The following is a 24,925-nucleotide window of genomic DNA, read 5'->3' as shown; positions in this document are numbered from 1 at the left end:
CCGTGGATGTCATGCGGCGCCTCCTCCCCCTCTCCCTCCCCCTGATGTCCCTGGCCCTCACCGGCGCCTTCCTGGCGCCCGTGTCGCCCGCCTCGGCGGCTCCCGGCGGCGCTCCGGCTGCTCCGGCCGCGAAGGCGGGGGCGCGGCAGATCGCCTACGAGCAGTGGGACACCCCCGCCGAGCTCCGCAGCGGCCGGCTCGTCGCGACCCGGGTCACCCGGGGGACCGTCGTGCAGAAGAAGGCCGCCAACGGCCGGCGCAAGCTCGACGGGACGGCGTACGACGTCGGGCACTGGCTCTCGCCGTGGACCAAGCCGGGCTTCGCGCTGACCGAGCTGATCGGCTCCTGGTCGGCGACCACCACCGGCGACAGCTGGATCGAGGTGTCGGTCCGCGGGCGCGCGGCCGGCGGCGGGCAGTCCAGCTGGGACGTCCTTGGTCGCTGGACCTCCGGCGACGAGTTCTCCAAGCGCACCAGCGTCGGCGGCCAGGGCGACGACCTCGCCGACGTCAACGTCGACACGTGGAAGGCCAAGAAGGGCCTGACGTCCTACCAGCTCCGCGTCTCGCTGGCCCGCCGCACCGGCACCCAGGCGAAGGCGACCCTCGACACCGTCGGCGCGGTCGCCTCGCGGCTGCCGTCCGGCCCGGTCGCCACCTCGAAGCCGGGCGTGGCCCGCGGCATCGTGCTCGACGTCCCGCGCTACAGCCAGATGATCCACCAGGGCCACTCCCCGCAGTGGGGCAACGGCGGCGAGGCGTGGTGCTCGCCGACGTCGACCTCGATGGTGCTCGGCTACTACGGCGCGCTGCCCGCCGCGGCCGACCGCGCCTGGGTCGGCTCCGGCCATCCCGACCCGTGGGTCGACCACGCCGCGCGGATGACGTACGACGCGGCGTACCGCGGCACCGGCAACTGGCCCTTCAACACGGCGTACGCCGCCCCGCTGGCCGGCAACGCGTTCGTCACGCGGCTGCGGTCGCTCCGAGAGGCCGAGCGGCTCGTCAAGGCGGGCATCCCGGTCGTGGTGTCGGTGTCGTTCGGTCGCGGTCAGCTCTCCGGCGCCCCGATCTCGGCCACCAACGGCCACCTGCTGGTGATCGTCGGCTTCACGAAGACCGGCGACGTGGTGGTCAACGACCCCGCCGCCCCCACCAACGCCGGCGTCCGCCGCACCTACGACCGCGGCCAGCTCGAGAACGCCTGGCTCCCCCGGTCCGGCGGCCTCGCCTACGTCATCCACGACGACGCCCACCCGCTGCCGAAGTCCAACGGCACCTGGTAGCCGGGCCGGATCGGCTCGCCGCGGGTGTTGGTTCATCAAGGTATGCAGGCGAGCCGTCACTCCCCCGTGTGAATCCACCGTGGGGAGTGTTGCTTCATCAAGGTATGCAGCCGAACCGACACCACCGCCGGCGTCGGTTCCCCTGCATACCTTGATGAACCGACCCGGTCAGGCCGAGTAGCCCCCGTCGACGTCGAGCTTCTGGCCGGAGACGAACCCGGCGCGGTCGGAGGCGAGGAAGCAGACGGCCTCGGCGACGTCGTCGGCGGAGCCGAAGCGGCGCAGCGGGATGTTGCGGCGGGTGACGGCGAGCGCGCCGTCGTCGAGCTCGCCCGCGTCGATCAGCCGCGCGGCCATGCCGTCGGTGAGCATGCCGGGGCCGACGGCGTTGACCCGCACGCCGTACCGCCCCTCCTCCACCGCCAGCGCGCGCACCATCGCCTCGACCGCGGCCTTCGGCGCCGAGGAGAGCCCGTCGCGGACCGGGAAGCGCGAGGTCGCGGCGGTCGTCACGGCCACCACCGACCCACCCGCACCAGAGCCGGCGGCGGCGCGCAGGTGCGGCAGGGCGGCGGAGACGACGGCGAAGAAGCCCGCCGCATCCGCCTGCAGCTGCGCCGCCATCGCGGACGGCGCGACCCCGGACAGGTGGGTCATCGGCACGTGCGGGCCGGCGGCGTGGACGAGGGTGTGGACTCCGCCGTGCTCCTCGGCGACGGTGGCCACGACCGCGGCAGCGTCGGGACCGTCGGGCGCACCGAGGTCGAGCGCGTGCGCGGTGGCGGGTACGCCGTGCTCCCGCGCCGCCGCGGCAGCCTCCGCGCCGGCCTCGGGACGCGAGCGGTAGGTCAGCGCGACGGCCGAGCCCCGCGCCGCGAGCAGCCGGACGACCGCGAGGCCGATCCCGCCGCTGCCGCCGACCACGAGCGCGCAGCCGCGCCGGCCCGCGAAGTCCCCGGCGCACCCCTGGCCGCCGCTCACGCCGACACCGCCCGGAACGACCGCTCGTGCCACCCGGAGGCGCCGTCGGGGATCGGCGCGGCCTCGACGCCGGTCTGCACGTTGCCGTCCTTGTCCGTCATCCGCACGCGGACCACGTGGTCGCCCTCCTCGACGTCGAGCTCGCCGACCCACTGCACCCAGGTGTGGTCCGTGCCGGGGTCCGCGACCTCGACCGGCTCCCACGCGCCGCCGTCGAGCGCGATCTCGACGGCCGCGACGCCGACGGTCTGCGCCCACGCGACGCCGCCGAACCGCACGGGGCCGGCCGGCACCTCGGCCTCCGACCGCGGCACGTCGACGCGGGAGGCCATCTTGATCGGGCCGCGCTCGGCCCAGCCCTTGTCGGTCCAGTACGCGTCGAAGTCCTCGAACCGCGTCACCTCGAGCTCGCGGACCCACTTGGTCGCGGAGACGTAGCCGTAGAGCCCGGGGACGACGGTCCGCACCGGGAAGCCGTGCTCGACCGGCAGCGGCCGGCCGTTCATCGCGACGGCGAGCATCGCGCCGCGGTCGTCGGTGAGCGCCTCGAGCGGGGTGCCGCAGGTCCAGCCGTCGTCGGAGGTCTGCTTGACGGCGTCCGCGCCCGCCTGGACGCCGGCCTCGGCGAGCAGGTCGGCGATGCGGACGCCGCTCCACCAGGCGTTGCCGGCCAGGTCGCCGCCGACCTCGTTGGAGACGCAGGTGAGCGTCACCCAGGACTCGGTGATCTCGCGCTGGACCAGCTCGGCGTAGCTGATCTCCAGCGGCCGGTCGACCATCCCGGTGATCCGCAGCGTCCAGTCGGCCGGGGCGATCGCGGGCACGACCAGCGCGGTGTGGATGAGGTAGAAGTCGTCGTTCGGGGTCCGCCACGGCGTGACGTCCTCGAGGTCGACGCGTGCCCGGACGGGCACGACGCCCTCGGTGACGCCGTCGAGCTTGAGCAGGCGTCGGGTCTTCTCCACCGCCCGCCGGCCCTGGCCGACCGACCGGCCGAAGACCGCCAGCGCCGCGCCGACCGCCGTCAGCAGGCCCGCCCGCAGCACGAACCCGCGCCGCGTGTGCCGCCCGAGCTCCGGCAGGTCGTCGGCCGCGTCATGCTCGGCGGCCGCCGACTCGACCAGCTCGGCGCGCCGCAGCGGCACGACGAGCACGGTCAGCGCGACCACCCAGGTGCCGAGGCCGACGGCGACGGGCAGCAGGTCGATCGCGCCGGCGCCCCGCTGCCGCAGCACCGCCACCGCGCCGACCGCGGCCAGCACGGCGTGCACGACCAGCGGGCGCCACCACGAGTGCCGCCGCATCCGGCCGGCCCACGCGAACGCCGCGCCGACGGCCAGCAGCACGACCACGACGAGGAGCGGCTTGCCGAGGGCGCCGAGCAGGCGGATCGCCTTCTCGGTGACGCCCCCGGGCACGAGCCGGATCGCCTGCTCGACGACGGCGACGACCGGGGAGTCGCGGATCGTCAGGATCATGGCGACGCAGTACGACGTCGCAAGACCGGCCACGCCTGCGACCAGTCCTGCGACCGACCACGCACCGCGAGACGTCCGCACGAGGCCGATCATCCCTCAGGCATGATCTCGCCGTGCCACCGAACCTCGCAGGCCGGATCCGCGTCGGGACCGGCACCGACGTCCACCGCCTCGTCGCCGGGGTGCCGATGCACCTCGCCGGCCTCGCCTGGCCCGACGAGCCGCAGGGCCTGGAGGGACACTCCGATGCCGACGTCGCGGCCCATGCCGCGTGCGACGCGCTGCTGTCCGCGGCCGGCCTCGGCGACCTCGGGTCGAACTTCGGCACCGCGGAGCCCGAGTGGGCCGGCGCGTCCGGCGCGACCCTGCTCGGCGAGACCGCCCGCCGGGTCCAGGTCGCCGGCTGGGAGGTCGGAAACGTGGCCGTGCAGGTGATCGGCAACCGCCCCAAGCTCGGTCCCCGCCGCGCCGAGGCCGAGGCCGCGCTCTCCGACGCGGTCGGCGCCCCCGTCACCGTCTCGGCCACCACGACCGACGGGCTCGGCCTGACCGGCCGCGGCGAGGGCGTCGCGGCGGTCGCCACGGCGCTGCTGATCCGGGAGGACCCCGCGTGAGGCACACGCTCACCACCCACGACGGGCTCTCGCTCGCCGTCACCACCCACGGGCGCGAGGACGCCGGCCTCACCGTCCTGCTCGCCCACTGCTGGACCGCCGACGAGGAGGACTGGCACTACCAGGTGCGCGACCTGCTCGACCGGTACGGCACCGACCTCCGCGTCGTCACCTGGGACGCCCGCGGCCACGGCCGGTCCGAGGAGTCGCCGCTCGAGGCGTGCACCGTCGAGAACCTCGCCCGCGACCTCGGCGCGGTCATCGACGCGCACGCCGCCGACGGCCCGCTCGTGCTCGCCGGCCACTCCATCGGCGGGATGACCCTCATGGCGCTGCCCGAGGCACGACCGGACCTCGTCCACCGCGTCCGGGGCCTGCTCTTCGTCTCGACCTCCTCCGGCGACCTCGGCACGGTCACCCTCGGCCTGCCCGACGTCGGACCGGCGGCCAAGCGGGCGATCCCGCACGTGCTGGCGTGGCGCGCCCGCCACCTCACCCGGCGCGAGCGGCGTCGGACGCCGTCGATCGAGCGGTACGTCGTCAACCGGCTGCTCTTCGGCCAGCCCCTGCGGCTGCGCGACGCCGGCCTGGCCACCGACCAGCTCATCTGCTGCCCGCCCGCCACGATGGAGGGCTTCTACCGCGACCTCATGCAGCACGAGCGGCTCGCCGGCCTGGCGGCGTACGACGACGTGCCGACGGTCGTGCTGGTCGGCAGCGCGGACCGGCTCACCCCGCCGCCGCACGCCCGCCGGCTGGCCAGCGGCATCCGCGGGGCGCGGCTCCTCGTCGCCCCCGGCGCCGGCCACTACCTCCCGCTCGAGCGGTCCGACCTGGTCACCGAGCACCTCATCGCGATGGTCGACCGCGCCCAGCCCCGCCCCTGATCGGCCCGTCCGCGGGGTAGTAACGGGCAGGAACGTCCGCCCAGACCTCGGGGAGGACACGAACGTCCGTTGCTACCCCGACGGCCGCCCCGACTCACGCGGCGGTCGCGTGGACCTGGGCGCGGAACCGCCGGGCGACGAGGTCGGCGACGAACCGGTGCGGACCGATCGGCTCGGCCACGACGGCCGCGCCGCCGGCGAGCGCCTCGTCGCGGACGCGGTCGTGGAGGGGGCCGGGGGCGAGGAGGTACGGCGAGACGACCTCCCCGCGGCGCACGACGTCGATCATGGCGGGCCCGCCCGCGTCGAGGGTCGCCACCTGCACCGGCCCGGTCCAGGTGTCGGCGAGCAGGGTGGCCGCGCCGTGGAGCCGGTCGACCGGCTGCGCGCCCACGAGCACGACCGGACGGCCGGGTCGCACGCCCGCGGCGAGCAGCCGGGACGCCTGGGCGGCCGCGAGGAGCGGGTGCGGCCCCAGCGCGCGACCGGGCGACCCCGACAGCGCGGTCGCCTCGGCGAGGAGCAGCGGGACGACGGCGTACGACCCGACGACCCGGCGCAGCGCCGCCGGCAGGTCGGCAGCCCAGGTCGCGACCGCGGGGACGCCGAGCGACGACGCGGCGCGGCGGGTCACCTCGCGCGCGACCGGGCAGGAGCCCCCGGCCACCGTGACCAGCGTGGTCACGCCGCGACCGCCTTGCGGTGGCCGACGAGGACGGTGCCGTCGACGACCCGGACGTCGTACGCCGGCACGGCCGCCGTCGGGTCGTCCAGGCACTTGCCGGTGCGGAGGTCGAAGGCGTGCTTGTGGGCCGGCGAGGCCACGAACGGCACGTCCCCGCGCCGCCCGACGATCCCCTTCGCGATGCCCTTGCCGACGTCCGTGGCCCGCGCGAACGGGTCGTGGTTGCCGAGCGCGAAGACCCGGTCGTCGGCCAGCCGGAAGATCGCGATCGCCTGCCCGTGCACCAGCGCGGTCGCCGCGCGCTCCACCTCGAGCTCGTCGAGGGCGCAGACCGGCTGCCACTGGTCGTGCGCGGCTCGCGGGGTCACCCGGCCGAACGTAGGTCCGGGATGTTCTCGGCTGGGTTTCGTCGTGCAACGGGCGTGTAAATCGTCCCGCACCCGGGCGATAGCCTGCGCCGCGTGCCCGCTGCCCTCGTCATCCTCGCCGCCGGCTCAGGCTCGCGCGTGGGCGCGGCCGTCAACAAGGTCCTGCTCCCCCTCGGCCCCGCCGCCGTCCTCGCCTGGTCGGTGCGCGACGCGCTGGCGCTCGACGACGTGGCGCGGGTGCTGCTGGTCGTCCGGGCCGGCGAGGAGCAGGCCGTCGCGGACGCGGTCGTCCCGCACCTCGGCGGCCACGAGGTCGGCGTCGTCACCGGTGGCGCGACCCGGCACGCCTCGGAGTGGCAGGCGCTGCGGGCCCTCGCGCCGGCGGTCGAGGCGGGCGAGGTCGACGTGGTCGCGGTCCACGACGGCGCCCGGCCGCTCGCGGGACCCGACCTGTTCGGGCGCACCATCGCCGCGGCGCGCGAGCACGGGGGCGCGATCCCGGTCGTGCCGCTGACCGGCGTGCTGCCGGTCGACCCGACGGGCGGGCCGCTGCCGCCGGGGCTCGCCGGCGTGCAGACGCCCCAGGCCTTCCGCGCGGACGCGCTGCTGGCGGCGTACCGCCGTGCCGACGCCGACGGCTTCGAGGGCACCGACACCGCGAGCTGCCTCGAGCGCTACCGCTCGGCCGACGCGCCCGTGCGGATCGCCGCGGTGCCGAGCACGTCGAGCAACCTCAAGATCACCTTCCCCGAGGACGTCGACCTGGCGCTCGCGGTGAGCCGGGGCTTCTAGCGCTGCTACCTCTCGGGCGTGGTGAGCGCCTCGAGCAGGCGTACGTCGTCCTCGCTCGTCACCCGGCGCGCCGACGGCGGGGCGTCGGCGAGCTCGACCGGGAACCGTGCCCGCAGGTCCTCCACCAGCTCCACGAAGTCCAGGGACGGCAGCCCGTCGAGCTGCGCGACCACGCTCGCGGGCAGGACCACCGGCGAGGTGACCGCGACCAGCCCGCTGCGGTCGACCGTGCCGCCGACGAACCCGTCGGCGGTCTCCTTGACGGTGTCGGTCACCGGCCGGGTGCCGACCACGACGACGTCGCGCTCGACCGCCCGGGCCAGGCACGCGGCCAGGAAGTCCGCCGGCGTCATCGGGCACAGCGCGTCGTGCAGCACCAGCGGCTCGCCGGCCTCGACCAGCCCGGCCCACTCGGTGCCGAGGTCGACCAGCGTCACCCCGGTCTCGCCGAGCGCCCAGGACGCCGCGACCACGAGCGCCTCGCCGTGGACCAGCGCGAAGGGCAGCGAGCCGCGCCCGGCCTCCACGACCGTCCCCAGCGCCCGGACCCGCTCGTCATCGTCGTCCCAGTCGAAGTCCACGGTCCGAGCCTAGGCCGCCACACCGTCACGAGGGCCGCACCGGGACCTCCGGACGCACCGAGGCCCCCGGGATTCCCCGGGGGCCTCGGTCACGCGGTGCGCAGGTGCGTCAGGAAGCGAGCACCTCGTCGAGGAGGGCCTCCGCCTTGTCCTCGTTGGTCTTCTCGGCGAGCGCGAGCTCGGAGACCAGGATCTGACGGGCCTTGGCCAGCATCCGCTTCTCGCCCGCGGACAGGCCGCGGTCACGCTCGCGGCGCCACAGGTCGCGCACGACCTCGGCGACCTTCATGACGTCGCCGCTGTGCAGCTTCTCGAGGTTGGCCTTGTAGCGCCGCGACCAGTTGGTCGGCTCCTCGACGTGCGCGGCACGCAGGACGTCGAACACGCGGTCCAGGCCGTCCTTGTCCACGACGTCGCGGACGCCGACCAGGTCGAGGTTGCACGCGGGGACGCGCACGACCAGGTCCTGCTGGGCGACGATCCGCAGGACGAGGTACTGCCGGTCCTCTCCCTTGATGGTCCGCATCTCGATGTCCTCGATGACAGCGGCCCCGTGGTTCGGGTAAACAACCGTTTCGCCGACGGTGAAAGTCATATGTCAGGTACCCCTTCCTAGAGCACCATCTTATCACGCGTCTGGACCACTTCGGACAGCGTTGTTGCAGGTCAGAGCCACATTGCGGTCTTGACAGACTGCGGTCCGATGTGCAGGCGGGGGCCCCGCGAGCACCCGCCGGAAGCACGAAACCGCAGGTGAACCGCGTGGTTCGCCCGTTCCCGGACGTGACGCAGGCGATACTTCCGACATGGCGATGAGGGAGCGCTTCCGGCGTCGAAGTGGTACTGCCGGGGCCGACGAAGGCGGTTCCGTGGCGGTCGAGGACCCCGCGGCGAGCACCGCCGAGGAGCAGGCCACCGACCGGGTCGACGAGCCGGCCCCGGAGCCGCCGGCCCCAGCGACCGACGTAGCGACCGACGTAGCGACCGACGTAGCGACCGGCGTGACGACCGACGAGGCGCCCGTCGTACGCCGTCGGCGCGGACTGCGCGACCTGGAGCCGGTGCTGCTCGCGCAGGCGGCCCACCCCAGGCAGGCGGTCGTGACCGCGCTCGGCATCGCCGCGTGCGCCGCGCTCGCCGGGCGGGAGCTGCGCGAGGTCGGTGTCGTGCTGCTGACCGTGCTCGTGGGGCAGACGATCCTCGGCTGGCACAACGACCTCGTCGACCGCCGGCGCGACGCCCGCCACGACCTGCCGGGCAAGCCGGTGGCCCAGGACCGGCTCGAGCCGGGCTCGGCGTGGTTCGCGATCGCCTGCGGCGTGCTGCTGCTCGTGCCGCTGGCCGTCTCGACCGGCATCACCGCTGGCAGCTGCTACCTGCTCTCGGTCGCGATCGGCCTGCTCGGCAACGTCGTGCTCCGCAAGGGGCTGCTGTCGTGGGTGCCGTGGGCGGCGTCGTTCGCGCTGTACCCGGCGTACCTCTCCTACGGCGGCTGGGGCGGCCGCTACGAGGGCAACCCGCCCGAGGTCGCGATGGTGGCGCTCTTCGCGCTGCTCGGCATCGGCGTGCACGTGCTGCGCGCGCTGTGGGGACTCGTGCCCGACAACAAGGACGGCTGGACCTACCTGCCGCTGCGCCTGGGCCTGCGGCTCGGCGCCGCCCGGTTGCTGACGCTCACGTCGGTCTACCTCGGCGCGGTGCTGCTCGGGCTGGCCTTCGCGGGCACCTCGGTCGGCCTGTCGCAGTAGCCACCGCTACGCTGAGGCGCACATTGGCCGCTCACCCTGCGAGGCTCCAGACCATGCTGCTCCGACGCAACACCGCGCTCGCCCTCGGCGCGCTCGTGCTGACCGTGCCCGCGCTCGGCGCGTGCGGGTTCAACCCCGCGACCGACCGGGTCAACACGATCTCGATGACCGGCAACGACCGGTCCGGGGAGGTCGACGTCGTCGGGGCCGTGATCGTGTCGGAGCGCGCCGGGTCCGGCACGTTCCTGACGACGTTCTCGAACTACCACGAGGCCGAGCCGACCGACTTCGAGTCGATCACCGGCGCGGACGGCGCGACGGTCGAGGCGGGTGAGTTCGAGCCGCTGGAGATCAAGGAGGGCGGCCTGGTCACGCTGCTCCAGTCCGGCGGCATCCGCCTGACCGGCGACTTCGACCCGGGCGACTTCGTGCCGCTGACCCTCGGCTTCTCCTCCGGTGAGGAGATCGAGATGACCGTCCCGGTCGTCCCGGCCTGCGACGAGTACGAGGGCCTGGACGACGCGCCGGGCGCCCCGGGCTCCGGCGAGGAGTACGACTGCGAGGGCGTCTCCGTCGAGCCGCACGACGTCGAGGGCTCCGCCCCGCCGGAGGCCGAGGAGAGCACCGAGTGACCTACACCCTGGTCCTGCTCCGCCACGGCGAGAGCGAGTGGAACGCCAAGAACCTCTTCACCGGCTGGGTCGACGTCGACCTGACCGAGAAGGGCCGCGCCGAGGCCGTCCGCGGCGGCGAGCTGCTGCGCGAGTCCGGCGTGCTGCCCGACGTCGTCCACACCTCGCTGCAGCGCCGCGCGATCAGCACCGCGTGCCTCGCGCTCGACGCCGCCGACCGGCACTGGATCCCGGTGCGCCGCTCCTGGCGGCTCAACGAGCGCCACTACGGCGCGCTCCAGGGCAAGGACAAGAAGCAGACCCTCGAGGAGTTCGGCGAGGAGCAGTTCATGCTCTGGCGCCGCTCCTTCGACGTGCCCCCGCCGCCGCTCGACGACGACGCGGAGTACTCCCAGGTCGGGCTCCCGCAGTACGCCGACCTCGGCGACGAGCTACCCCGCACCGAGTGCCTCAAGGACGTCATCGCCCGGTTCCTCCCCTACTGGGAGTCCTCGATCGTCCCGGACCTGCGCGCCGGGAGCACCGTCCTGGTCGCCGCGCACGGCAACTCGCTGCGCGCGCTGGTCAAGCACCTCGACCGGATCAGCGACGAGGACATCGCCGGCCTGAACATCCCGACCGGCATGCCGATGGTCTACGAGCTCGACGAGGACATGCGTCCCTCCGCCCCCGGCCGCTACCTCGACCCCGAGGCCGCCGCCGCCGCTGCGGCCGCCGTCGCGAACCAGGGTCGCTAGCCACTCGGACCCGGCACCCCGCATCTGCGCTCTCGGGGTAGTAACGGACGTTTCCGACCGTCCCAGGGGTAGTCACGGACGTTTCCGTCCGTTACTACCCCGACGTGCGTCCGGGGGTCGTCCGTCCCCCCGGGTCAGCTGACGGCGGTGGGGTGGTCGCCGGTGACGACGAAGACGACCCGGTTGGCGACCGAGACGGCGTGGTCGGCGATCCGCTCGTAGTACCGGCCGAGCAGGGCGATGTCGACGGCCGCCTCGACGCCGTGCTGCCAGTCGTCGGCGAGGAGCTCGGCGAAGCTGCGGCGGCGCAGCTGGTCCATCTCCTCGTCGGCGCGGCCCAGCGCGATGGCGGCGGCGACGTCGCGGCGGGTGATGATCTCGGCGACCCGCTCGACCATGTCCTCGGCCACGGTGGCCATCCGCTCGATCGTCGGTCGGACCTCGTCGGGCACGGCGATGCCGGGCACCCGCAGCCGCGCGATCTTCGCGACGTGCACCGACAGGTCGCCCATCCGCTCGAGCTCGCTGACCATCCGCAGCGCGGCCACGACCGTGCGCAGGTCGCCGGCGACCGGGGCCTGGAGGGAGAGCAGCAGGAACGCCGCCTCCTCGACCTCCTCGCGGGCGCGGTCGATCTCGGCGTCGCCGCTGATGACCTTCTCCGCGAGCTCGGCGTCGCCGGTGAGCAGCGCGCGGGTGGCCTCGCCGACCGCGAGCTCGACCTGGCCGCAGATGCCGGCCAGGTCGGAGAAGACGGACTCGAGCTGCTCGTGGAAGACGTCGCGCATGAGGACGAGGGTGCGCCATGCGGAGCAACGGGCGGCGCTGCCACGGTGAACGCGGGATGAACGTTCGTGAACCGGGCGCCCAGGCGGCATCGGGGCCCCGCGGACGGCCGTACGATCGCCGGTGTGGACTCGACGACGCAGGCCTTCCTGGCCGCGATCATCGGGGCCGTCGTCGGCGGAGCCGCCGTGCTGGCCTGGGCGGTCAGCGAGCGCCAGCAGCACCGCGTGCCGGTCGCCGAGGAGCCGGTGGTCCCGCCGGGCGTCGCGACCGTGCTGTCGGTGCTCCGCAGCACCGGCGTTGTGGTCGACGAGTCCGACACGGTGCTGAAGGCCAGCGCGCCGGCGTACTCCCTCGGGATCGTGCGCGGCGTCGCCCTGACCAGCGACGAGCTGGCGGAGCTGGTCCGGCAGGTACGCCGCGACGGGCAGATCCGCGAGACCGAGCTGACCATCACCCGCACCGGCATCCCTGCCCGCTCGGTCAGCGCCCGGGTGGCCCCGCTCGGGTCGCGGCTGGTGCTGGTCCTGGTCGAGGACCGCACCCGTGAGCGGCGGGTCGAGGCGGTGCGCCGGGACTTCGTCGCCAACGTCAGCCACGAGCTGAAGACCCCGGTCGGGGCGATCCGGCTGCTCTCCGAGGCGGTCGCGGACGCCGCGGACGATCCGGAGGCGGTCAAGCGGTTCTCCGACCGGATGCTGCTGGAGAGCGAGCGGCTCGGCCGGCTGGTGCAGCAGATCATCGAGCTGTCCCGGCTGCAGGGCGACGACCCGCTCGAGGCGCCGCAGCCGGTCGCGGTCGACCAGGTCATCGAGCTCGCCGTCGACACCAGCGCGATCGACGCCGACGCCAAGCGGATCGCCGTGGTCAGCAGCGGGACACGCGGGCTGCGGGTGCTCGGCAACGCCGACCAGGTCGCCGCCGCGGTCTCCAACCTGGTCGCGAACGCCGTGTCGTACTCCGAGCCCGACTCGACCGTGCTCGTCACCACCAAGGCCGCCGGCGACATGGTCGAGGTGTCGGTGGTCGACCAGGGCATCGGCATCCCGAACGAGGAGATCGAGCGGATCTTCGAGCGCTTCTACCGCGTCGACCCCGCCCGTCACCGCTCCACCGGCGGCACTGGCCTCGGCCTCTCCATCGTCAAGCACGTCGCCGCCACCCACGGCGGCGAGGTGCGCGTGTGGTCGGTCGAGGGCCAGGGCTCGACGTTCACGCTCACGCTCCCCGCAATCGTCTCGGACCCCGTCAACCAGGAGGAACGCCCGTGACCCGGGTACTCGTCGTCGAGGATGAGGAGAGCTACAGCGACGCTCTCTCGTACATGCTGCGCAAGGAGGGCTTCGAGGTCGCCGTCGCGGCCGACGGCCACACCGCGCTGGCGGAGTTCGACCGCAACGGCGCCGACATCGTGCTGCTGGACCTGATGCTGCCCGGCATCCCCGGCACCGAGGTGTGCCGCACGATCCGGCAGACCTCCAACGTGCCGGTGATCATGGTCAGCGCCAAGGACGACGAGGTCGACAAGGTGGTCGGGCTGGAGCTGGGCGCCGACGACTACGTCACCAAGCCCTACTCCCCCCGCGAGCTGGTCGCGCGCATCCGCGCGGTCCTGCGCCGCGGGCAGGAGCCGGAGCTCGCGCCCGCCGCGCTCGAGGCCGGGCCGGTGCGGATGGACGTCGAACGGCACGTCGTCACCGTCGACGGGGTCGAGCAGCGGCTGCCGCTCAAGGAGTTCGAGCTGCTCGAGATGTTCCTGCGCAACCCCGGCCGCGTGCTCACCCGCGGCCAGCTGATCGACCGGGTGTGGGGCTCGGACTACGTCGGCGACACCAAGACCCTCGACGTCCACGTCAAGCGGCTGCGCGCCAAGCTCGAGCCCGACCCGGGCGAGCCGCGCTACCTCGTCACCGTGCGCGGGCTGGGCTACAAGCTGGACCTGTAGCGGCCCACCCGGGCCTCAGCCCAGCAGCGGGTACGCCGCGTGGTCGCTGGGCGCCCGGCCGGTCGCCTGCAGCACCTGCTCGACCGGGCCCGCCGCCGGCGGGAGCGGCCCGCCGTGGATCCGCTCGAGCACGGCGAGGGTGTGGTCCAGCGCGGCGGCCGGCGGCTCGCCCCAGGCGTCGAGCAGGTGGACGGTTCCCTCGACCACCAGGGTGGAGACGAGGTCGCGGACGGCCAGCACGTGGCCCTGGGTGGTCACCAGCGCGTCCGGGTCCGCCGCCGCCGCGGCGCGCGCGGCGGCGCCCGAGGTCTCGTCCCACTCGGCGAGCAGGCCCGCGGTGCCGTCGTACGCCGCCGCGGCACGCACCACGAACCGCGCATGGGCCTCGCCGCCGTCGCCGTTGTCGGGGCGGAACGCACGCCAGTACGTCGCCGCGTCGACGTCGGGTGGACCGTCGTCCGGACCGGCCGGGCTCGCGAGGGCGACCAGGGCGCGTCGGGCGTCGAGCAGCTGGTGCAGCAGCAGCTCGCGGACGGTCCAGGCCTCGGCCCGGGACGGTCCGGCGAGCTCCTCCTCGCCCCGCGTGCGGAGGGTCGTGGTGAACGCGGCGTACAGGTCCTGGAGCACGCCGGGCCGGTGCCCGCCGCAGCGGCGTGCCGAACGTGGCAGCCGATCGCGCATAGACGTCCGGAATCCGCGTGCCGCCGGTCGGCGCTGGTCCCTACGCTTGGGTGGTGACGACCGGTACGACGACCCCGCAGCCCTCCGCCACCGCTCCGGCCCCGGCCGACGGCGGTGCGCCGACGTGGCTGCCCGTCGCGGCGGTCGGCGTGACGCTGGTGCTCTGGGCCTCGGCGTTCGTCGCGATCCGCCACCTCGCCGACGACTTCGGGCCCGGCTCGCTCTCGCTCGGTCGGCTGCTGGTCGGCTCGGTCGCGCTCTCGCTCTTCGTGCTCGGCCGGCGCCTCCCCCGCCCCACCGGCCGGCAGTGGGTCTCGCTCGTGACGATCGGCGTCCTCTGGTACGGCGTCTACAACGTCGCCCTCAACGCCGGCGAGCACCGGGTCGACGCCGGCACCGCCGTCATGCTCATCCAGGTCTCGCCGGTGCTCATCGCGCTGCTGGCGGCGGTGTTCCTCTCCGAGCGGTTCACCGTGCACCTCGCGCTCGGTCTCGCGCTGGCCTTCGCCGGCGTGGCCGTCATCGCGTTCTCCACCTCCGAGGCGGACGACCGCGACCCGCTCGGCGTCGTGCTGTGCCTGGTCGCCGCGCTCGTCTACTCGATCAGCCTGGTGCTCCAGAAGCCGCTGGTCGCCAAGCTCTCCGCCTTGCACGTCACGTGGCTCGCGTGCACCATCGGCGCGGTCGCCTGCCTGCCGTGGGCCGGTGAGCTCGTGCGCGAGGTCGGCGAGGCCCCCACCAGCTCGGTGCTGTGGGTCGTCTACCTCGGGATCTTCCCCACGGCGATCGCGTTCACGACGTACGCCTTCGCCCTGCAGCACATGACCGCCTCCAGCCTCGGCATCACCACCTACCTCGTCCCGCCGATCACGATCGTGCTCAGCGTGCTGCTGCTCTCCGAGGCCCCGCCGGCCATGGCGTACGCCGGCGGCGTGCTCGCGCTCGTCGGCGTCGCCGTCGCCCGGCGCAAACCGCGCACCGCAGCGGTCGAGCCGGCGCAGGGCTGACCGGGGGCTGGTCGGCCGGCCCGGCCGGCGCCGGGCGCGTCGACAACTGCGCAATTGCGCGGTTCCAGCGCCTGGCCGGGCCGGAACCGCGACATTTCCGCGCAATTGAACGATCGTCGACGCCACCGGACCGGCCCGAGGGGCCAGCCGGCCCGCGCATGACCCGACGCTCCGGCGGGAAGGGTGCGGCCATGACGCGCCGCACCCCGAACGTCCCGCTCGAGCCCGGCGAGCGGGTGCTCGACAGCTGGTTCGCCAACCACTCCCAGCACGCGCAGCGCGCGACCGGCGGCCGGATGTGGCTCACCGACCGGCGGCTGCACTTCGAGCCGCACGGCCTCGACCGGGCGCTGGCGGGCAGGACCTGGTCGGTGCGGCTGGAGGAGATCGCGGAGGTCGGCACGACACCGGTGGACCTGCGGCACTTCTTCGGCGGTGGGCTCCGCCGGCGGCTGCGGGTGGTGCTGCGCGACGGCAGCGAGTGGTACTTCGTCCTCAACCGGCTCCGCACCCGGGTGGAGACCATCCGCGCCGGCCTGCCGCCCCGCGCGACCGGGTGAGAGCCGTCGGCGGTCTCGGCTAGTTGAGGCCGGGCTCCGGCTGGGGGTCCTCGCCGGACTCCAACCAGCCGCGGAACGCCTCGAGGTTGCGGGTGGACTCACCGCGGAGCTTGCGCCACTCCCACTCCTTGCGGATGGACGAGGCGAAGCCGAGCTCGAGGATGGCGTTGAAGGACTCGTCGGCGTAGGACAGCACCGAGCCGAGCAGCCGGTCCAGCTCGTCGGGGCTGACCGAGGAGAGCGGCAGCCGGCCGTCGAGGTAGATGTCGCCGGTGCGGTCGACGGCGAAGGAGACGGCGTACATCCGCAGGTTGCGCTCGAGCAGCCAGCGGTAGACGCGCTCGTGGTTCTCGTCGGGGTTGCGGCAGACGAACGCGTGGACGCCGAGGGCGTGCTCGCCGACGTCGAGGCGGACGGCGGTCTGCAGCTTCTTCTCGCCGGGGAGGGTGAAGGAGAAGAGGCCCTCGCGGGTCTCCTCGTACTCGATCTCGTTCTCGGCCAGGTAGGACCGGACGGTCTCGGCGGTCTGCTCGTTCACGCGGCGGCCTCCCGCATGCCGGTGCGCGCCCGGCGGTAGACGTCGAGGGTGGCGGCGGCGGTCGCCTCCCAGGAGAACTCCCGGGCCTGCGCGAGCGCGCCGGCGGCGAGCCGGTCGCGCAGGGCCGGGTCGTCGACGACGCGGGCGAGCGCGCCGGCCCAGTCGCGGGCGTCGTGGCCCTCGACGAGCAGGCCGCTGCGGCCGTCGCGGACGACGGTGGTCAGCCCGCCGACGGCGGCGGCGAGGACGGGGGTGCCGCAGGCCTGGGCCTCGGCAGCGACGAGCCCGAAGGACTCGTTGTACGACGGCACGGCGACGGCCGTGGCGGCGGCGTACCAGCGGGCGAGCGTCGCCTGGTCGACCGGCGGCACGAAGCGCACCACGTCGGTGATGCCGAGCTCCGCGGCCAGCGCGGCGAGCGACTCGGGCCGGTCGAGCCCGGTGCCGGAGGGGCCGCCGACGACCGGCACGACCAACCGCGATCGGAGGTCCGGGGAGCGGCGGAGCAGCTCGGCCACGGCCCGCAGCAGCACGTCGGGGGCCTTGAGCGGCTGGATCCGGCCGGCGAAGAGCAGCACGTGCGCGTCGCGCGGCAGGTCGAGGGCGGCACGAGCGGCGGCCCGGTCGGTGGGACGGAAGACCGACAGGTCGACGCCGGGGTGGACCACCTCGACGCAGCCCGGGTCGGCGTCGTACAGCTCGATCAGCTGCTTGGCCTCGAGGTCGGTGTTGGCGATGAGCGCGTCGGCGGCCTCGACCACCTGCTCCTCGCCGATGATCCGGGCGGTCGGCTCGGGGGCGTCGCCGGCGGCGAGCGCGGCGTTCTTGACCTTCGCCATCGTGTGCATCGAGTGCACGAGCGGCACGCGCCAGCGGTCGCGGGCGAGCGCGCCGACCTGGCCCGAGAGCCAGTAGTGGGAGTGCACGACGTCGTAGTGGCCGACCGGCTGGACCGCCTCGGCGCGCAGCACCTCGCGGGCGAAGACGCACAGCTGTGCGGGCAGCTCGGCCTTGGTCAGCCCCTCGAACGGGCCGGCGTGCACGTGGCGCACCGAGACCCCGTCGTACGCCTGGACCACCGGCGGCAGCGCCGAGCTGGTCGCGCGGGTGAAGACGTCGACCTCGATGCCGTGCCGGGCCAGCCGCTTGGCGACCTCGACGACGTAGACGTTCATGCCGCCGGCGTCGCCGGTGCCCGGCTGGTCGAGGGGCGAGGTGTGCAGGCTGATCATCGCCAACCGCCTGATCGGGTCCACGCTCGTCCTTCCGCCGTCCACCGGTCCTCCGGAGGCCAACCGGCGCAGGCCGTCGGTTGTTCCCGTCACCGGGTGTGGGCTCCGGTACCCGTCCGGAGGCCGGCCCGCGGCCGCGCCAGTCCGGTCACCGCCACGACGAGCAGCACGAGCCCGACCACGCCGTCGACGGCGAGCCCGTCGCCGTCGCCGCGCAGCACCTCCAGCACCGACCACACCAGCACCGGCAGCGCGAGGGCCACCACGACCTGCAGCCAGCCCACCTTCACCAGCGCGGCGCCGTACGCCGCGAGCGAGACGGCCAGCGCGACCAAGCCGAACCAGTACGCCGTGTCGGCGGCGGCGCCGTTGCCGAGCGGCCAGCGCACCAGCCAGACGAGGCCGCCGAGCGCGCCGGCGGACCGGGCGAGCAGGAGCAGGCGGGGCTGTGGCACGGCAGGCCAGTGTGCCAGCGGCCGGGCCGCCTCACGACAATGGTCCGCATGAGCGAGAGCGCCACCCCCCGTCGTACCGCCGTCGTCACCGGAGCCAGCAGTGGCATCGGCGCCGCGACCGCCCGGATGCTCGCCGCGGAGGGTTTCCACGTCTTCTGCGCGGCTCGCCGCGCGGACCGGGTCGAGGCGCTGGCGGACGAGATCGGCGGCACCGCGGTGGTCTGCGACGTGACCTCCGAGGAGTCGGTCGCCGCGCTGGCCGAGCGGGTCGGCGGCCGGCTCGACGTGCTGGTCAACAACGCCGGCGGCGCCTTCGGGTCGACGCCGGTGGCGCAGGCCGACAGCGACGAGTGGCGACGGATGTACGAGGTCAACGTCATCGGCCTGATGCAGGTCACCCGGGCGCTGCTGCCGGCGCTGGTCGCGAGCGGCGCCGGGATGATCCTCAACGTGGGGTCGACGGCCGGGCGGATCGCCTACGAGGGCGGCGCGGGCTACACCGCCGCCAAGCACGGCACCAAGGTCGTCACCGAGACGCTGCGCCTGGAGCTGTGGGACCAGCCGGTGCGGGTGTGCGAGATCGCGCCGGGGATGGTCCGGACCGACGAGTTCGCGCTGGTGCGGTTCGAGGGCGACCGCGAGAAGGCGGAGGCGGTGTACGCCGGCGTGGCCGAGCCGCTGACTGCCGAGGACGTCGCCGACGCGATCACCTGGATGGTGACCCGCCCGCCGCACGTCAACGTCGACGAGCTGGTCATCCGCCCGCGCGCTCAGGCCGCCCAGCACAAGGTGCACCGCGTCTTCGAGTGACACCGGTTACCGATCGGTACACGTGGCGCCGCCCGTCTGACAGGGTGGGCGCCATGCAGACGATCGGACTCCTCGGCGGGCTCGGCTGGAAGAGCAGCGCCGTCTACTACGAAGGTCTCAACCGCGGTGTCGAGGAGCGGCTCGGCGGGCTGCACTCCGCGCGGACCGTGCTCGCCTCGGTCGAGTTCGCCGAGGTCACCGAGCTGGCCGCGGCCGAGCGCTGGGACGACGTCGCCGCGCTGCTGGTCGCCGCCGCGCAGGGTGTCGAGCGGGCCGGCGCGGACTTCCTGCTGATGTGCACGACGGCGTACCACCAGGTCTTCGACCAGGTCGAGGCCGCCGTCGGCGTACCCGTCCTCCACCTCGCCGACGTCGTCGCCGCCGCCTGCCAGGAGGCGGGCGTGTCGTCGGTGGGCTTCCTCGGGACGCGCTTCTCCATGACCCGGCCGTTCTTCACCGACCGGCTCGCCGGCCACGGCATCACCGTGCACGTGCCGGACGAGGAGCACCACCAGGAGCTCGACGACATCGTGTACGGCGAGCTCGTCCACGGCCGCGTCCTCGACACCTCCCGCCGCCGCGTGGTGTCGGTGATCGACGAGCTCTGGGACGCCGGCGCCGCCGGGGTCGTCCTCGGCTGCACCGAGCTCGAGCTGCTCGTCAAGCAGGCCGACGCCGACATCCCCGTCTTCCCGTGCACCACGCTGCACGTGGCTGCGGCGCTCGACCGCGCGCTGGCGGGGTAGCAACGGACGTTCCTGACCTCCGCGGGGGTAGTCACGGACGTTCCTGACCGTTACTACCCCGACGGAAGCCCGATGCGCCCAGCACCAGCTCCGCGATCCGGCGGGGGTCGGGGGTGCGGCGCGGCTGACGTGGACCCCGCCCGGCGATGAGAGGCCTCTCGGCAAAGCCTCGGGCCGACCACCATCTGCGGACCCGCTTCGTGACGAAGACCACACACGCGGCAGGTCGCCGCGGACACGAGTGGAGGTTCGACATGCGCATCAACCGAAGGAGAGCAGCCGTCGCCGGCGCGACGCTGCTGAGCGGCGTCGTCGCCGCAGGTCTCGGCACGGCCGGCATGGTCTCGTCCGCGTCCGGCGCCCCGACCGGTGTCGACGGGACCCAGGTCGTCGCCGACCTCAACCCGCTCAACAACTCGGGTGTCACCGGCAAGGCCAAGGTCGTCGTCGACGGACGGAAGCTGCACGTCAAGGTGAACGCGCACCGCCTGGAGCCCGGCCTGCCGCACGCCCAGCACATCCACTTCGGCAAGCAGGCGCTCAACGAGTGCCCGAACGTCGAGATGGACGCGAACGGCGACTTCCGGCTGACCACCGCCGAGGGTCAGCCCGCCTACGGGCCGGTCCGGGTCTCGCTCACCGAGCGGGGCGACACCTCGGCCGACAGCACCCTGGCCGTCAACCGCTTCCCGACCGCCCCCGACGGCCACATCCACTACGAGCGCCACACCCGCACCAAGCAATTCGTCGCCAACGGCATCAAGCGCGGCAACGCCGTCGTGGTCATCCACGGCGTGGACTACAACAACAACGGCGAGTACGACTTCCGCTCCGCCGGCCGCAGCGAGCTCGACCCCGCCCTGCCCGCAGAGGCCACCGACCCCGCGACCTGTGGTGTCCTCCGCCTGAAGTGACCGGAGCTCGTGGGCGCCGGCCGCGGCCGGCGCCCATGTGCGTCAGGACGGCACGCGGTCGGGCGGGAAACCACCGGTGGCGACGGGGCCCCAGGAGGTGGGGGTGATCCGGAGCAGCGACTTGCCCTGCCTGCGCATGGCCTGGCGGTACTCCTCCCAGTCGGAGTGCTCGCCGGAGATGCACCGGAAGTACTCGACCAGCCCGTCCTCGGCCTCGGCAGACGGCATGTCGAGCACCTCGGCGGTGCCGTCGACCTGCACCCAGGCGTCGTCCCACTCGTCGGAGAGGACGAGGACCGAGCAGCGAGGGTCACGGCGGAGGTTCACGGCCTTGGCGCGGTCGGGGTAGGTCGAGACGACGATCCGTCCGTCCGGCCCCTCCCCCACGACACCGCCGGTCACCGGCGACAGCTGCGGGCGGCCGTCGGCGCGGTGGGTGAGCAGCACCAGGTGGTGGCGGGTGCGGACGAAGTCGAGCAGCTCGGGCAGGTCGACGCGGGTGTTCGTGGCGATGGACGGCATGGGTCCACGGTGCCCGGGGCTGCTCCTGACGATGCGAGCCGATGCGGCAGGCGCCCCTAGACTCGACGAGGCCCTCTCGCGGCCCCGCTGTCCTGCAGCACCTGACTTGATCACCGACGGAAGCGACGTACCACACCCATGCCCGGAACCACCGCCCGCACGGACCTGCGCAACGTCGCCATCGTCGCGCACGTCGACCACGGCAAGACCACGCTGGTCGACGCCATGCTGCGCCAGGCCGGCGCCTTCACCGCGCACCAGGCCGAGAGCGTCGCCGAGCGGGTCATGGACTCCGGCGACCTCGAGCGCGAGAAGGGCATCACCATCCTCGCGAAGAACACCGCGGTCCACTACGCGGGCCCGGCCGCCGGCGGCCAGCCGATGACGATCAACATCATCGACACCCCCGGCCACGCGGACTTCGGCGGCGAGGTCGAGCGCGGCCTGTCGATGGTCGACGGCATCGTGCTGCTGGTCGACGCCTCCGAGGGCCCGCTCCCCCAGACCCGCTTCGTGCTGCGCAAGGCGCTCAACGCCGACATGCCGGTGATCCTCGTCGTCAACAAGACCGACCGCGGCGACGCGCGGATCGCGGAGGTCGTGGACGAGACCTACGAGCTGTTCATGGACCTGCTCGACGACAGCCACAGCCAGGAGGCGCTCGACTTCCCGGTCGTCTACGCCTCGGGCCGCGCCGGCGTCGCGGGCCTCGAGCAGCCCGCCAACGGCGAGCTGCCGGACAGCCCGGACCTCGAGCCGCTGTTCAAGACCATCCTCGAGACCATCCCGGCCCCGATGTACGACGAGGGCGCGCCGCTCCAGGCCCACGTCACCAACCTCGACTCCTCGCCGTTCCTCGGCCGCCTCGCGCTGGTCCGGGTCCACCAGGGCGTGCTGAAGAAGGGCCAGCAGGTCGCGTGGATGAAGCGCGACGGCTCGGTCAACCGCGTCAAGATCACCGAGCTGCTCGTCACCGAGGGCCTCGAGCGCAAGCCCGGCGAGTCCGCCGGCCCCGGCGACATCGTCGCGATCGCGGGCATCCCCGACATCACCATCGGCGAGACGCTGGCCGACCCGGAGAACCCGGTAGCCCTGCCGCTCATCCACGTCGACGAGCCGGCGATCTCGATGACGATCGGCACCAACACCAGCCCGCTGGTCGGCCGGGTCAAGGGCTCGAAGGTCACCGCCCGCCTGGTCAAGGACCGCCTCGACTCCGAGCTGATCGGCAACGTGTCGCTGCGCGTCCTGCCCACCGAGCGCCCCGACGCCTGGGAGGTCCAGGGCCGTGGCGAGCTGGCGCTGGCGATCCTCGTCGAGCAGATGCGCCGCGAGGGCTTCGAGCTGACCGTCGGCAAGCCGCAGGTGGTCACCCGCGAGGTCGACGGCAAGGTCCACGAGCCGGTCGAGCGCCTCACGATCGACGCGCCGGAGGAGTACCTCGGCACGATCACCGAGCTGCTCGCCGCCCGGAAGGGCCGCATGGAGCAGATGACCAACCACGGCACCGGCTGGGTCCGGATGGAGTTCCTGGTGCCGGCGCGCGGCCTGATCGGCTTCCGCACCCAGTTCCTCACCGAGACCCGCGGCACCGGCATCGCGCACCACATCTTCGAGAAGTACGAGCCGTGGGCCGGTGAGATCCGCTCGCGCAACAACGGCTCGCTGGTCGCCGACCGCAAGGGCGCGGCCACGGCGTACGCCATGACGTCGCTGCAGGAGCGCGGCGTGATGTTCGTGGAGCCGACCACCGAGGTCTACGAGGGCATGATCGTCGGCGAGAACTCCCGCGCCGACGACATGGACGTCAACATCACCAAGGAGAAGCAGCAGACCAACATCCGGTCCGCCACCTCCGACAACTTCGAGAAGCTCATCCCGCCGAAGAAGCTCTCCCTCGAGCAGTGCCTGGAGTTCTGCCGCGACGACGAGTGCGTCGAGGTCACGCCCGAGATGGTGCGCATCCGCAAGGTGATCCTGGACGCCAACGAGCGGGCCAAGATCGCCTCGCGGGCCCGGAAGTCGAAGTAAGCACCAACCCCGGTCGGCTCCTGCTGCCGACCCTCGCGCTGCTGACCACGGTGACCGCCGTGGTCAGCAGCCTCGGCGCACCCCTGGTCCCCGCGATCGCCGCCGACCGCGGCGTCCGGCTCGAGGACGCCCAGTGGACGCTCACCGCCGCGCTGGTCGCCGGCGCGGTCAGCACGCCGGTCGTCGGCCGGCTCGGCAGCGGTCGGCTGCGGCGGCCGACGGTGCTGGCCGGGCTCGCCGTCGTGACGGTGGGTACGGCGATCTCCGCGCTGCCCCTCGGCTTCGCGTGGCTGGTGGCCGGGCGGGCGCTCCAGGGCGTCGGCATGGCGCTGGTGCCGCTCGCGCTGGCGATCGCCCGCGACGTGGTGCCCCCGGCCCGGCTGCCGGGGGTGATCGGCTTCCTGTCGGTGACCACCGTGGCCGGCGCGGGGCTCGGCTACCCGGTCACGGCGCTGGTCGCCGACGCCGGCGGTCTCCCGGCGGCGTACCTCCTCGGGACCGGGCTCGTCGGGCTCACCCTCGCGCTGGCGTGGTTCGTCGTGCCCGCGGACGCCGGGGCCGAGCCGGCCGCGGTCGACTGGCTCGGCGCGCTGCTCGTGGCGCTCGGCCTGGTCGGCCTGCTGCTCGCGGTCAGCCGCGGCGAGGTGTGGGGCTGGGGCTCCCCGGTGACACTGGGTCTGGCCGCCGCCGGGCTGGCGCTGCTGGCCTGGTGGGTCCGGCGGACGCTGCGGTCGGCTACGCCGCTGGTCGACCTGCGGCTGGCGGCCCGGCCGGGTCTCGCCGGGCCGAACCTCGTGGCGGTGGTCGCCGGCACGGGGATGTACGCCCTGCTCACGCTGGTGATGGTGCTCGTGCAGGCCGACCCGGCCGCGACCGGCGGCTGGGGGCTCGGCCACCCGGTGGCGGTCGCCGGCGTGGCGCTGGTGCCGTACTCCGTGCTCAGCGTCCTGGGCAGCCGCCTGGCCCGCGCCGTCGGCGAGCGGCTCGGCACGCACGTCCTGCTGCCGACCGGGTGCGCGCTGTTCGGCGCCGCGACCGTCGGGCTCGCGTTCGAGCACGGCGGGCTGGCGGTCGTGCTGGCGTGGATGGCGCTGGGCGGCCTCGGCAGCGGCTTCACGTTCTCGTCGCTGGCGGTGCTGATGGTGCCGCACGTGCCGGCCGCGGAGACCGGCAGCGCGATGGCGTTCAACCAGGTGCTGCGGTACGTCGGCTTCTCGGTCGGCAGCGCGGTCAGCGTCGCCCTCATGGCCGCCATCGGTGGCGGGCCGGGCGAGGCCGGCTTCCGCGGCGCGCTCCTCGCCGTCACCGGCGTCTGGGTCGTCGCCGCGCTGGCTGCCGCCCGCCTCGTGCGGCCCAGCGTGCGCCCGGGCGCTCGCTGAGCAGCACGAGGCCGCCGCCGGGTCAGTCCTCGACGCCGATGTCCTCGTTCCACAGCGACGGGTGGTCGCGGATGAAGCCGCCCATGAAGTCGATGCACTCCGCGTCGTCGAGCACGACGACCTCGACGCCGCGGGAGCGCAGGTAGTCCTCGCCGCCGACGAAGTTGCGGTTCTCGCCGATCACCACACGCGGGATGCCGTAGAGCAGGATCGCGCCGGTGCACATGTCGCACGGCGACAGCGTGGTGACCATCGTCGAGGCGGCGTAGACGCTGGCCGGCAGCCGCCCGACGTTCTCCAGGCAGTCGGTCTCGCCGTGGCGCGTCGCGCTCTCCAGCTGGACGCGGCGGTTGCGGCCGGTGCCGAGCACGGTGCCGTCGGCCTGCACGAGGGCCGCGCCGATCGGGATGCCACCCTCGGCGAGGCCGGCGCGGGCCTCGGCGACGGCGTGGGCGAGCAGGTCGGAGTCGTTCACGTGGGTCTCCGTTCGGGAGGTGGGGGCTCAGGGGTGGAGGGTTGAAGAGGAGGCG

Annotated in this window: 29 protein-coding genes; 16 read left to right on the top strand and 13 right to left on the bottom strand. The window is 73.9% G+C overall.

What is annotated here, in order from left to right; translation table 11 throughout:
- Nucleotides 1-11: 11 nt before the first annotated feature.
- A complete protein-coding gene (locus G6553_RS14055; protein ID WP_166194084.1) occupies nt 12-1,286 on the top strand; it encodes a C39 family peptidase in 1,275 nt (424 codons plus the stop codon).
- Between the two features lie 168 nt (nt 1,287-1,454).
- Here the strand turns inward: G6553_RS14055 and G6553_RS14050 are convergent, their stop codons facing one another.
- A complete protein-coding gene (locus G6553_RS14050; RefSeq protein WP_166194081.1) occupies nt 1,455-2,267 on the bottom strand; it encodes an SDR family oxidoreductase in 813 nt (270 codons plus the stop codon).
- Complete coding sequence (locus tag G6553_RS14045; protein WP_166194078.1) at nt 2,264-3,826, bottom strand: molybdopterin-dependent oxidoreductase; 1,563 nt, start codon at nt 3,824-3,826, stop codon at nt 2,264-2,266. The genes G6553_RS14050 and G6553_RS14045 overlap by 4 nt, the downstream gene beginning before the upstream one ends.
- 32 nt (nt 3,827-3,858) lie before the next feature.
- On the opposite strand from G6553_RS14045, the gene ispF reads away from it, so the two are divergent.
- Nucleotides 3,859-4,359 carry a 2-C-methyl-D-erythritol 2,4-cyclodiphosphate synthase gene (ispF, locus tag G6553_RS14040; protein WP_347565714.1) on the top strand — a complete coding sequence of 167 codons (501 nt, stop codon included), beginning with the start codon at nt 3,859-3,861 and terminating at the stop codon, nt 4,357-4,359.
- On the top strand, nt 4,356-5,246 hold the full coding sequence (locus tag G6553_RS14035) for an alpha/beta hydrolase (protein WP_166194075.1): 891 nt from the start codon (nt 4,356-4,358) through the stop codon (nt 5,244-5,246). Before ispF ends, G6553_RS14035 begins: the two co-directional genes overlap by 4 nt.
- Nucleotides 5,247-5,340: 94 nt before the next feature.
- Here the strand turns inward: G6553_RS14035 and G6553_RS14030 are convergent, their stop codons facing one another.
- Entirely contained in the window at nt 5,341-5,931 is a 591-nt protein-coding gene (locus tag G6553_RS14030; RefSeq protein ID WP_166194073.1) for a hypothetical protein, read from the bottom strand.
- Entirely contained in the window at nt 5,928-6,299 is a 372-nt protein-coding gene (gene nirD, locus G6553_RS14025) for a nitrite reductase small subunit NirD (RefSeq protein WP_166194070.1), read from the bottom strand. Before nirD ends, G6553_RS14030 begins: the two co-directional genes overlap by 4 nt.
- Before the next feature lie 93 nt (nt 6,300-6,392).
- Here nirD and G6553_RS14020 point away from each other — a divergent pair, with 93 nt between their 5' ends.
- Entirely contained in the window at nt 6,393-7,091 is a 699-nt protein-coding gene (locus tag G6553_RS14020; RefSeq protein WP_166194067.1) for an IspD/TarI family cytidylyltransferase, read from the top strand.
- Nucleotides 7,092-7,096: 5 nt separating this feature from the next.
- On the opposite strand, the gene G6553_RS14015 is transcribed toward G6553_RS14020, so the two are convergent.
- The gene (locus G6553_RS14015) at nt 7,097-7,672 is read right to left on the bottom strand and encodes a 2-C-methyl-D-erythritol 4-phosphate cytidylyltransferase (protein WP_166194064.1); all 576 of its coding nucleotides are present in this window, start codon (nt 7,670-7,672) and stop codon (nt 7,097-7,099) included.
- A gap of 109 nt (nt 7,673-7,781) precedes the next feature.
- Nucleotides 7,782-8,267 carry a CarD family transcriptional regulator gene (locus G6553_RS14010; protein WP_166194061.1) on the bottom strand — a complete coding sequence of 162 codons (486 nt, stop codon included), beginning with the start codon at nt 8,265-8,267 and terminating at the stop codon, nt 7,782-7,784.
- A 274-nt stretch (nt 8,268-8,541) separates the two neighbouring features.
- Here G6553_RS14010 and G6553_RS14005 point away from each other — a divergent pair, with 274 nt between their 5' ends.
- From G6553_RS14005 to G6553_RS13995, 3 genes are read left to right on the top strand one after another with little or no spacing between them, the layout of a single operon-like run.
- Entirely contained in the window at nt 8,542-9,420 is an 879-nt protein-coding gene (locus tag G6553_RS14005; protein WP_347565713.1) for a UbiA family prenyltransferase, read from the top strand.
- A 53-nt stretch (nt 9,421-9,473) separates the two neighbouring features.
- Complete coding sequence (locus tag G6553_RS14000; RefSeq protein ID WP_166194058.1) at nt 9,474-10,052, top strand: hypothetical protein; 579 nt, start codon at nt 9,474-9,476, stop codon at nt 10,050-10,052.
- The gene (locus G6553_RS13995; protein WP_166194055.1) at nt 10,049-10,789 is read left to right on the top strand and encodes a phosphoglyceromutase; all 741 of its coding nucleotides are present in this window, start codon (nt 10,049-10,051) and stop codon (nt 10,787-10,789) included. Before G6553_RS14000 ends, G6553_RS13995 begins: the two co-directional genes overlap by 4 nt.
- Nucleotides 10,790-10,923: 134 nt before the next feature.
- Here G6553_RS13995 and phoU read toward each other — a convergent pair whose 3' ends face one another.
- Nucleotides 10,924-11,577 carry a phosphate signaling complex protein PhoU gene (phoU, locus tag G6553_RS13990; RefSeq protein WP_166194052.1) on the bottom strand — a complete coding sequence of 218 codons (654 nt, stop codon included), beginning with the start codon at nt 11,575-11,577 and terminating at the stop codon, nt 10,924-10,926.
- A 123-nt stretch (nt 11,578-11,700) separates the two neighbouring features.
- On the opposite strand from phoU, the gene G6553_RS13985 reads away from it, so the two are divergent.
- Entirely contained in the window at nt 11,701-12,846 is a 1,146-nt protein-coding gene (locus G6553_RS13985; protein ID WP_166194049.1) for an ATP-binding protein, read from the top strand.
- A complete protein-coding gene (locus tag G6553_RS13980; protein WP_166194046.1) occupies nt 12,843-13,520 on the top strand; it encodes a response regulator transcription factor in 678 nt (225 codons plus the stop codon). Before G6553_RS13985 ends, G6553_RS13980 begins: the two co-directional genes overlap by 4 nt.
- A 15-nt stretch (nt 13,521-13,535) precedes the next feature.
- Here G6553_RS13980 and G6553_RS13975 read toward each other — a convergent pair whose 3' ends face one another.
- A complete protein-coding gene (locus tag G6553_RS13975; RefSeq protein ID WP_166194043.1) occupies nt 13,536-14,147 on the bottom strand; it encodes a maleylpyruvate isomerase N-terminal domain-containing protein in 612 nt (203 codons plus the stop codon).
- A gap of 107 nt (nt 14,148-14,254) precedes the next feature.
- Between G6553_RS13975 and G6553_RS13970 the strand changes: the two genes are divergently transcribed.
- Entirely contained in the window at nt 14,255-15,208 is a 954-nt protein-coding gene (locus G6553_RS13970) for a DMT family transporter (RefSeq protein WP_166194040.1), read from the top strand.
- 191 nt (nt 15,209-15,399) lie between these two features.
- Entirely contained in the window at nt 15,400-15,768 is a 369-nt protein-coding gene (locus G6553_RS13965; RefSeq protein ID WP_166194037.1) for a hypothetical protein, read from the top strand.
- A gap of 19 nt (nt 15,769-15,787) precedes the next feature.
- On the opposite strand, the gene G6553_RS13960 is transcribed toward G6553_RS13965, so the two are convergent.
- From G6553_RS13960 to G6553_RS13950, 3 genes are all read right to left on the bottom strand, one after another.
- The gene (locus G6553_RS13960) at nt 15,788-16,306 is read right to left on the bottom strand and encodes a YbjN domain-containing protein (RefSeq protein WP_166194034.1); all 519 of its coding nucleotides are present in this window, start codon (nt 16,304-16,306) and stop codon (nt 15,788-15,790) included.
- On the bottom strand, nt 16,303-17,538 hold the full coding sequence (mshA, locus tag G6553_RS13955) for a D-inositol-3-phosphate glycosyltransferase (RefSeq protein WP_166194121.1): 1,236 nt from the start codon (nt 17,536-17,538) through the stop codon (nt 16,303-16,305). The genes G6553_RS13960 and mshA overlap by 4 nt, the downstream gene beginning before the upstream one ends.
- Before the next feature lie 89 nt (nt 17,539-17,627).
- Nucleotides 17,628-17,993 (bottom strand): hypothetical protein, encoded by a 366-nt coding sequence (locus G6553_RS13950; RefSeq protein ID WP_166194031.1) that lies wholly within the window; start codon nt 17,991-17,993, stop codon nt 17,628-17,630.
- 48 nt (nt 17,994-18,041) lie between these two features.
- On the opposite strand from G6553_RS13950, the gene G6553_RS13945 reads away from it, so the two are divergent.
- The 3 genes from G6553_RS13945 (at nt 18,042) to G6553_RS13935 (ending at nt 20,463) form a co-directional block, all read left to right on the top strand.
- Complete coding sequence (locus G6553_RS13945) at nt 18,042-18,803, top strand: SDR family oxidoreductase (protein ID WP_166194028.1); 762 nt, start codon at nt 18,042-18,044, stop codon at nt 18,801-18,803.
- A 53-nt stretch (nt 18,804-18,856) separates the two neighbouring features.
- Entirely contained in the window at nt 18,857-19,549 is a 693-nt protein-coding gene (locus G6553_RS13940) for an amino acid racemase (protein WP_166194025.1), read from the top strand.
- A 254-nt stretch (nt 19,550-19,803) separates the two neighbouring features.
- Entirely contained in the window at nt 19,804-20,463 is a 660-nt protein-coding gene (locus tag G6553_RS13935) for a CHRD domain-containing protein (protein WP_166194022.1), read from the top strand.
- Between the two features lie 42 nt (nt 20,464-20,505).
- Here G6553_RS13935 and G6553_RS13930 read toward each other — a convergent pair whose 3' ends face one another.
- Nucleotides 20,506-20,985 (bottom strand): PPOX class F420-dependent oxidoreductase, encoded by a 480-nt coding sequence (locus G6553_RS13930; protein ID WP_166194019.1) that lies wholly within the window; start codon nt 20,983-20,985, stop codon nt 20,506-20,508.
- 138 nt (nt 20,986-21,123) lie between these two features.
- Here G6553_RS13930 and typA point away from each other — a divergent pair, with 138 nt between their 5' ends.
- Together typA and G6553_RS13920 are read left to right on the top strand one after the other, a co-directional pair.
- On the top strand, nt 21,124-23,016 hold the full coding sequence (typA, locus tag G6553_RS13925) for a translational GTPase TypA (protein ID WP_166194016.1): 1,893 nt from the start codon (nt 21,124-21,126) through the stop codon (nt 23,014-23,016).
- Nucleotides 22,917-24,395, top strand: coding sequence for an MFS transporter (locus G6553_RS13920; protein WP_347565712.1), 1,479 nt, complete (start codon nt 22,917-22,919; stop codon nt 24,393-24,395). Before typA ends, G6553_RS13920 begins: the two co-directional genes overlap by 100 nt.
- A gap of 22 nt (nt 24,396-24,417) precedes the next feature.
- Here G6553_RS13920 and G6553_RS13915 read toward each other — a convergent pair whose 3' ends face one another.
- A complete protein-coding gene (locus G6553_RS13915) occupies nt 24,418-24,870 on the bottom strand; it encodes a nucleoside deaminase (RefSeq protein ID WP_166194011.1) in 453 nt (150 codons plus the stop codon).
- Nucleotides 24,871-24,925 lie beyond the last annotated feature (55 nt).

The sequence above is a fragment of the Nocardioides sp. IC4_145 genome (genome assembly GCF_011250565.1).
In the GTDB taxonomy this organism is placed as follows: Bacteria; Actinomycetota; Actinomycetes; order Propionibacteriales; family Nocardioidaceae; genus Nocardioides.
The sequence above is the reverse complement of the archived record's forward strand: the minus strand, read 5'-3'. Positions and strand labels throughout refer to the sequence as shown.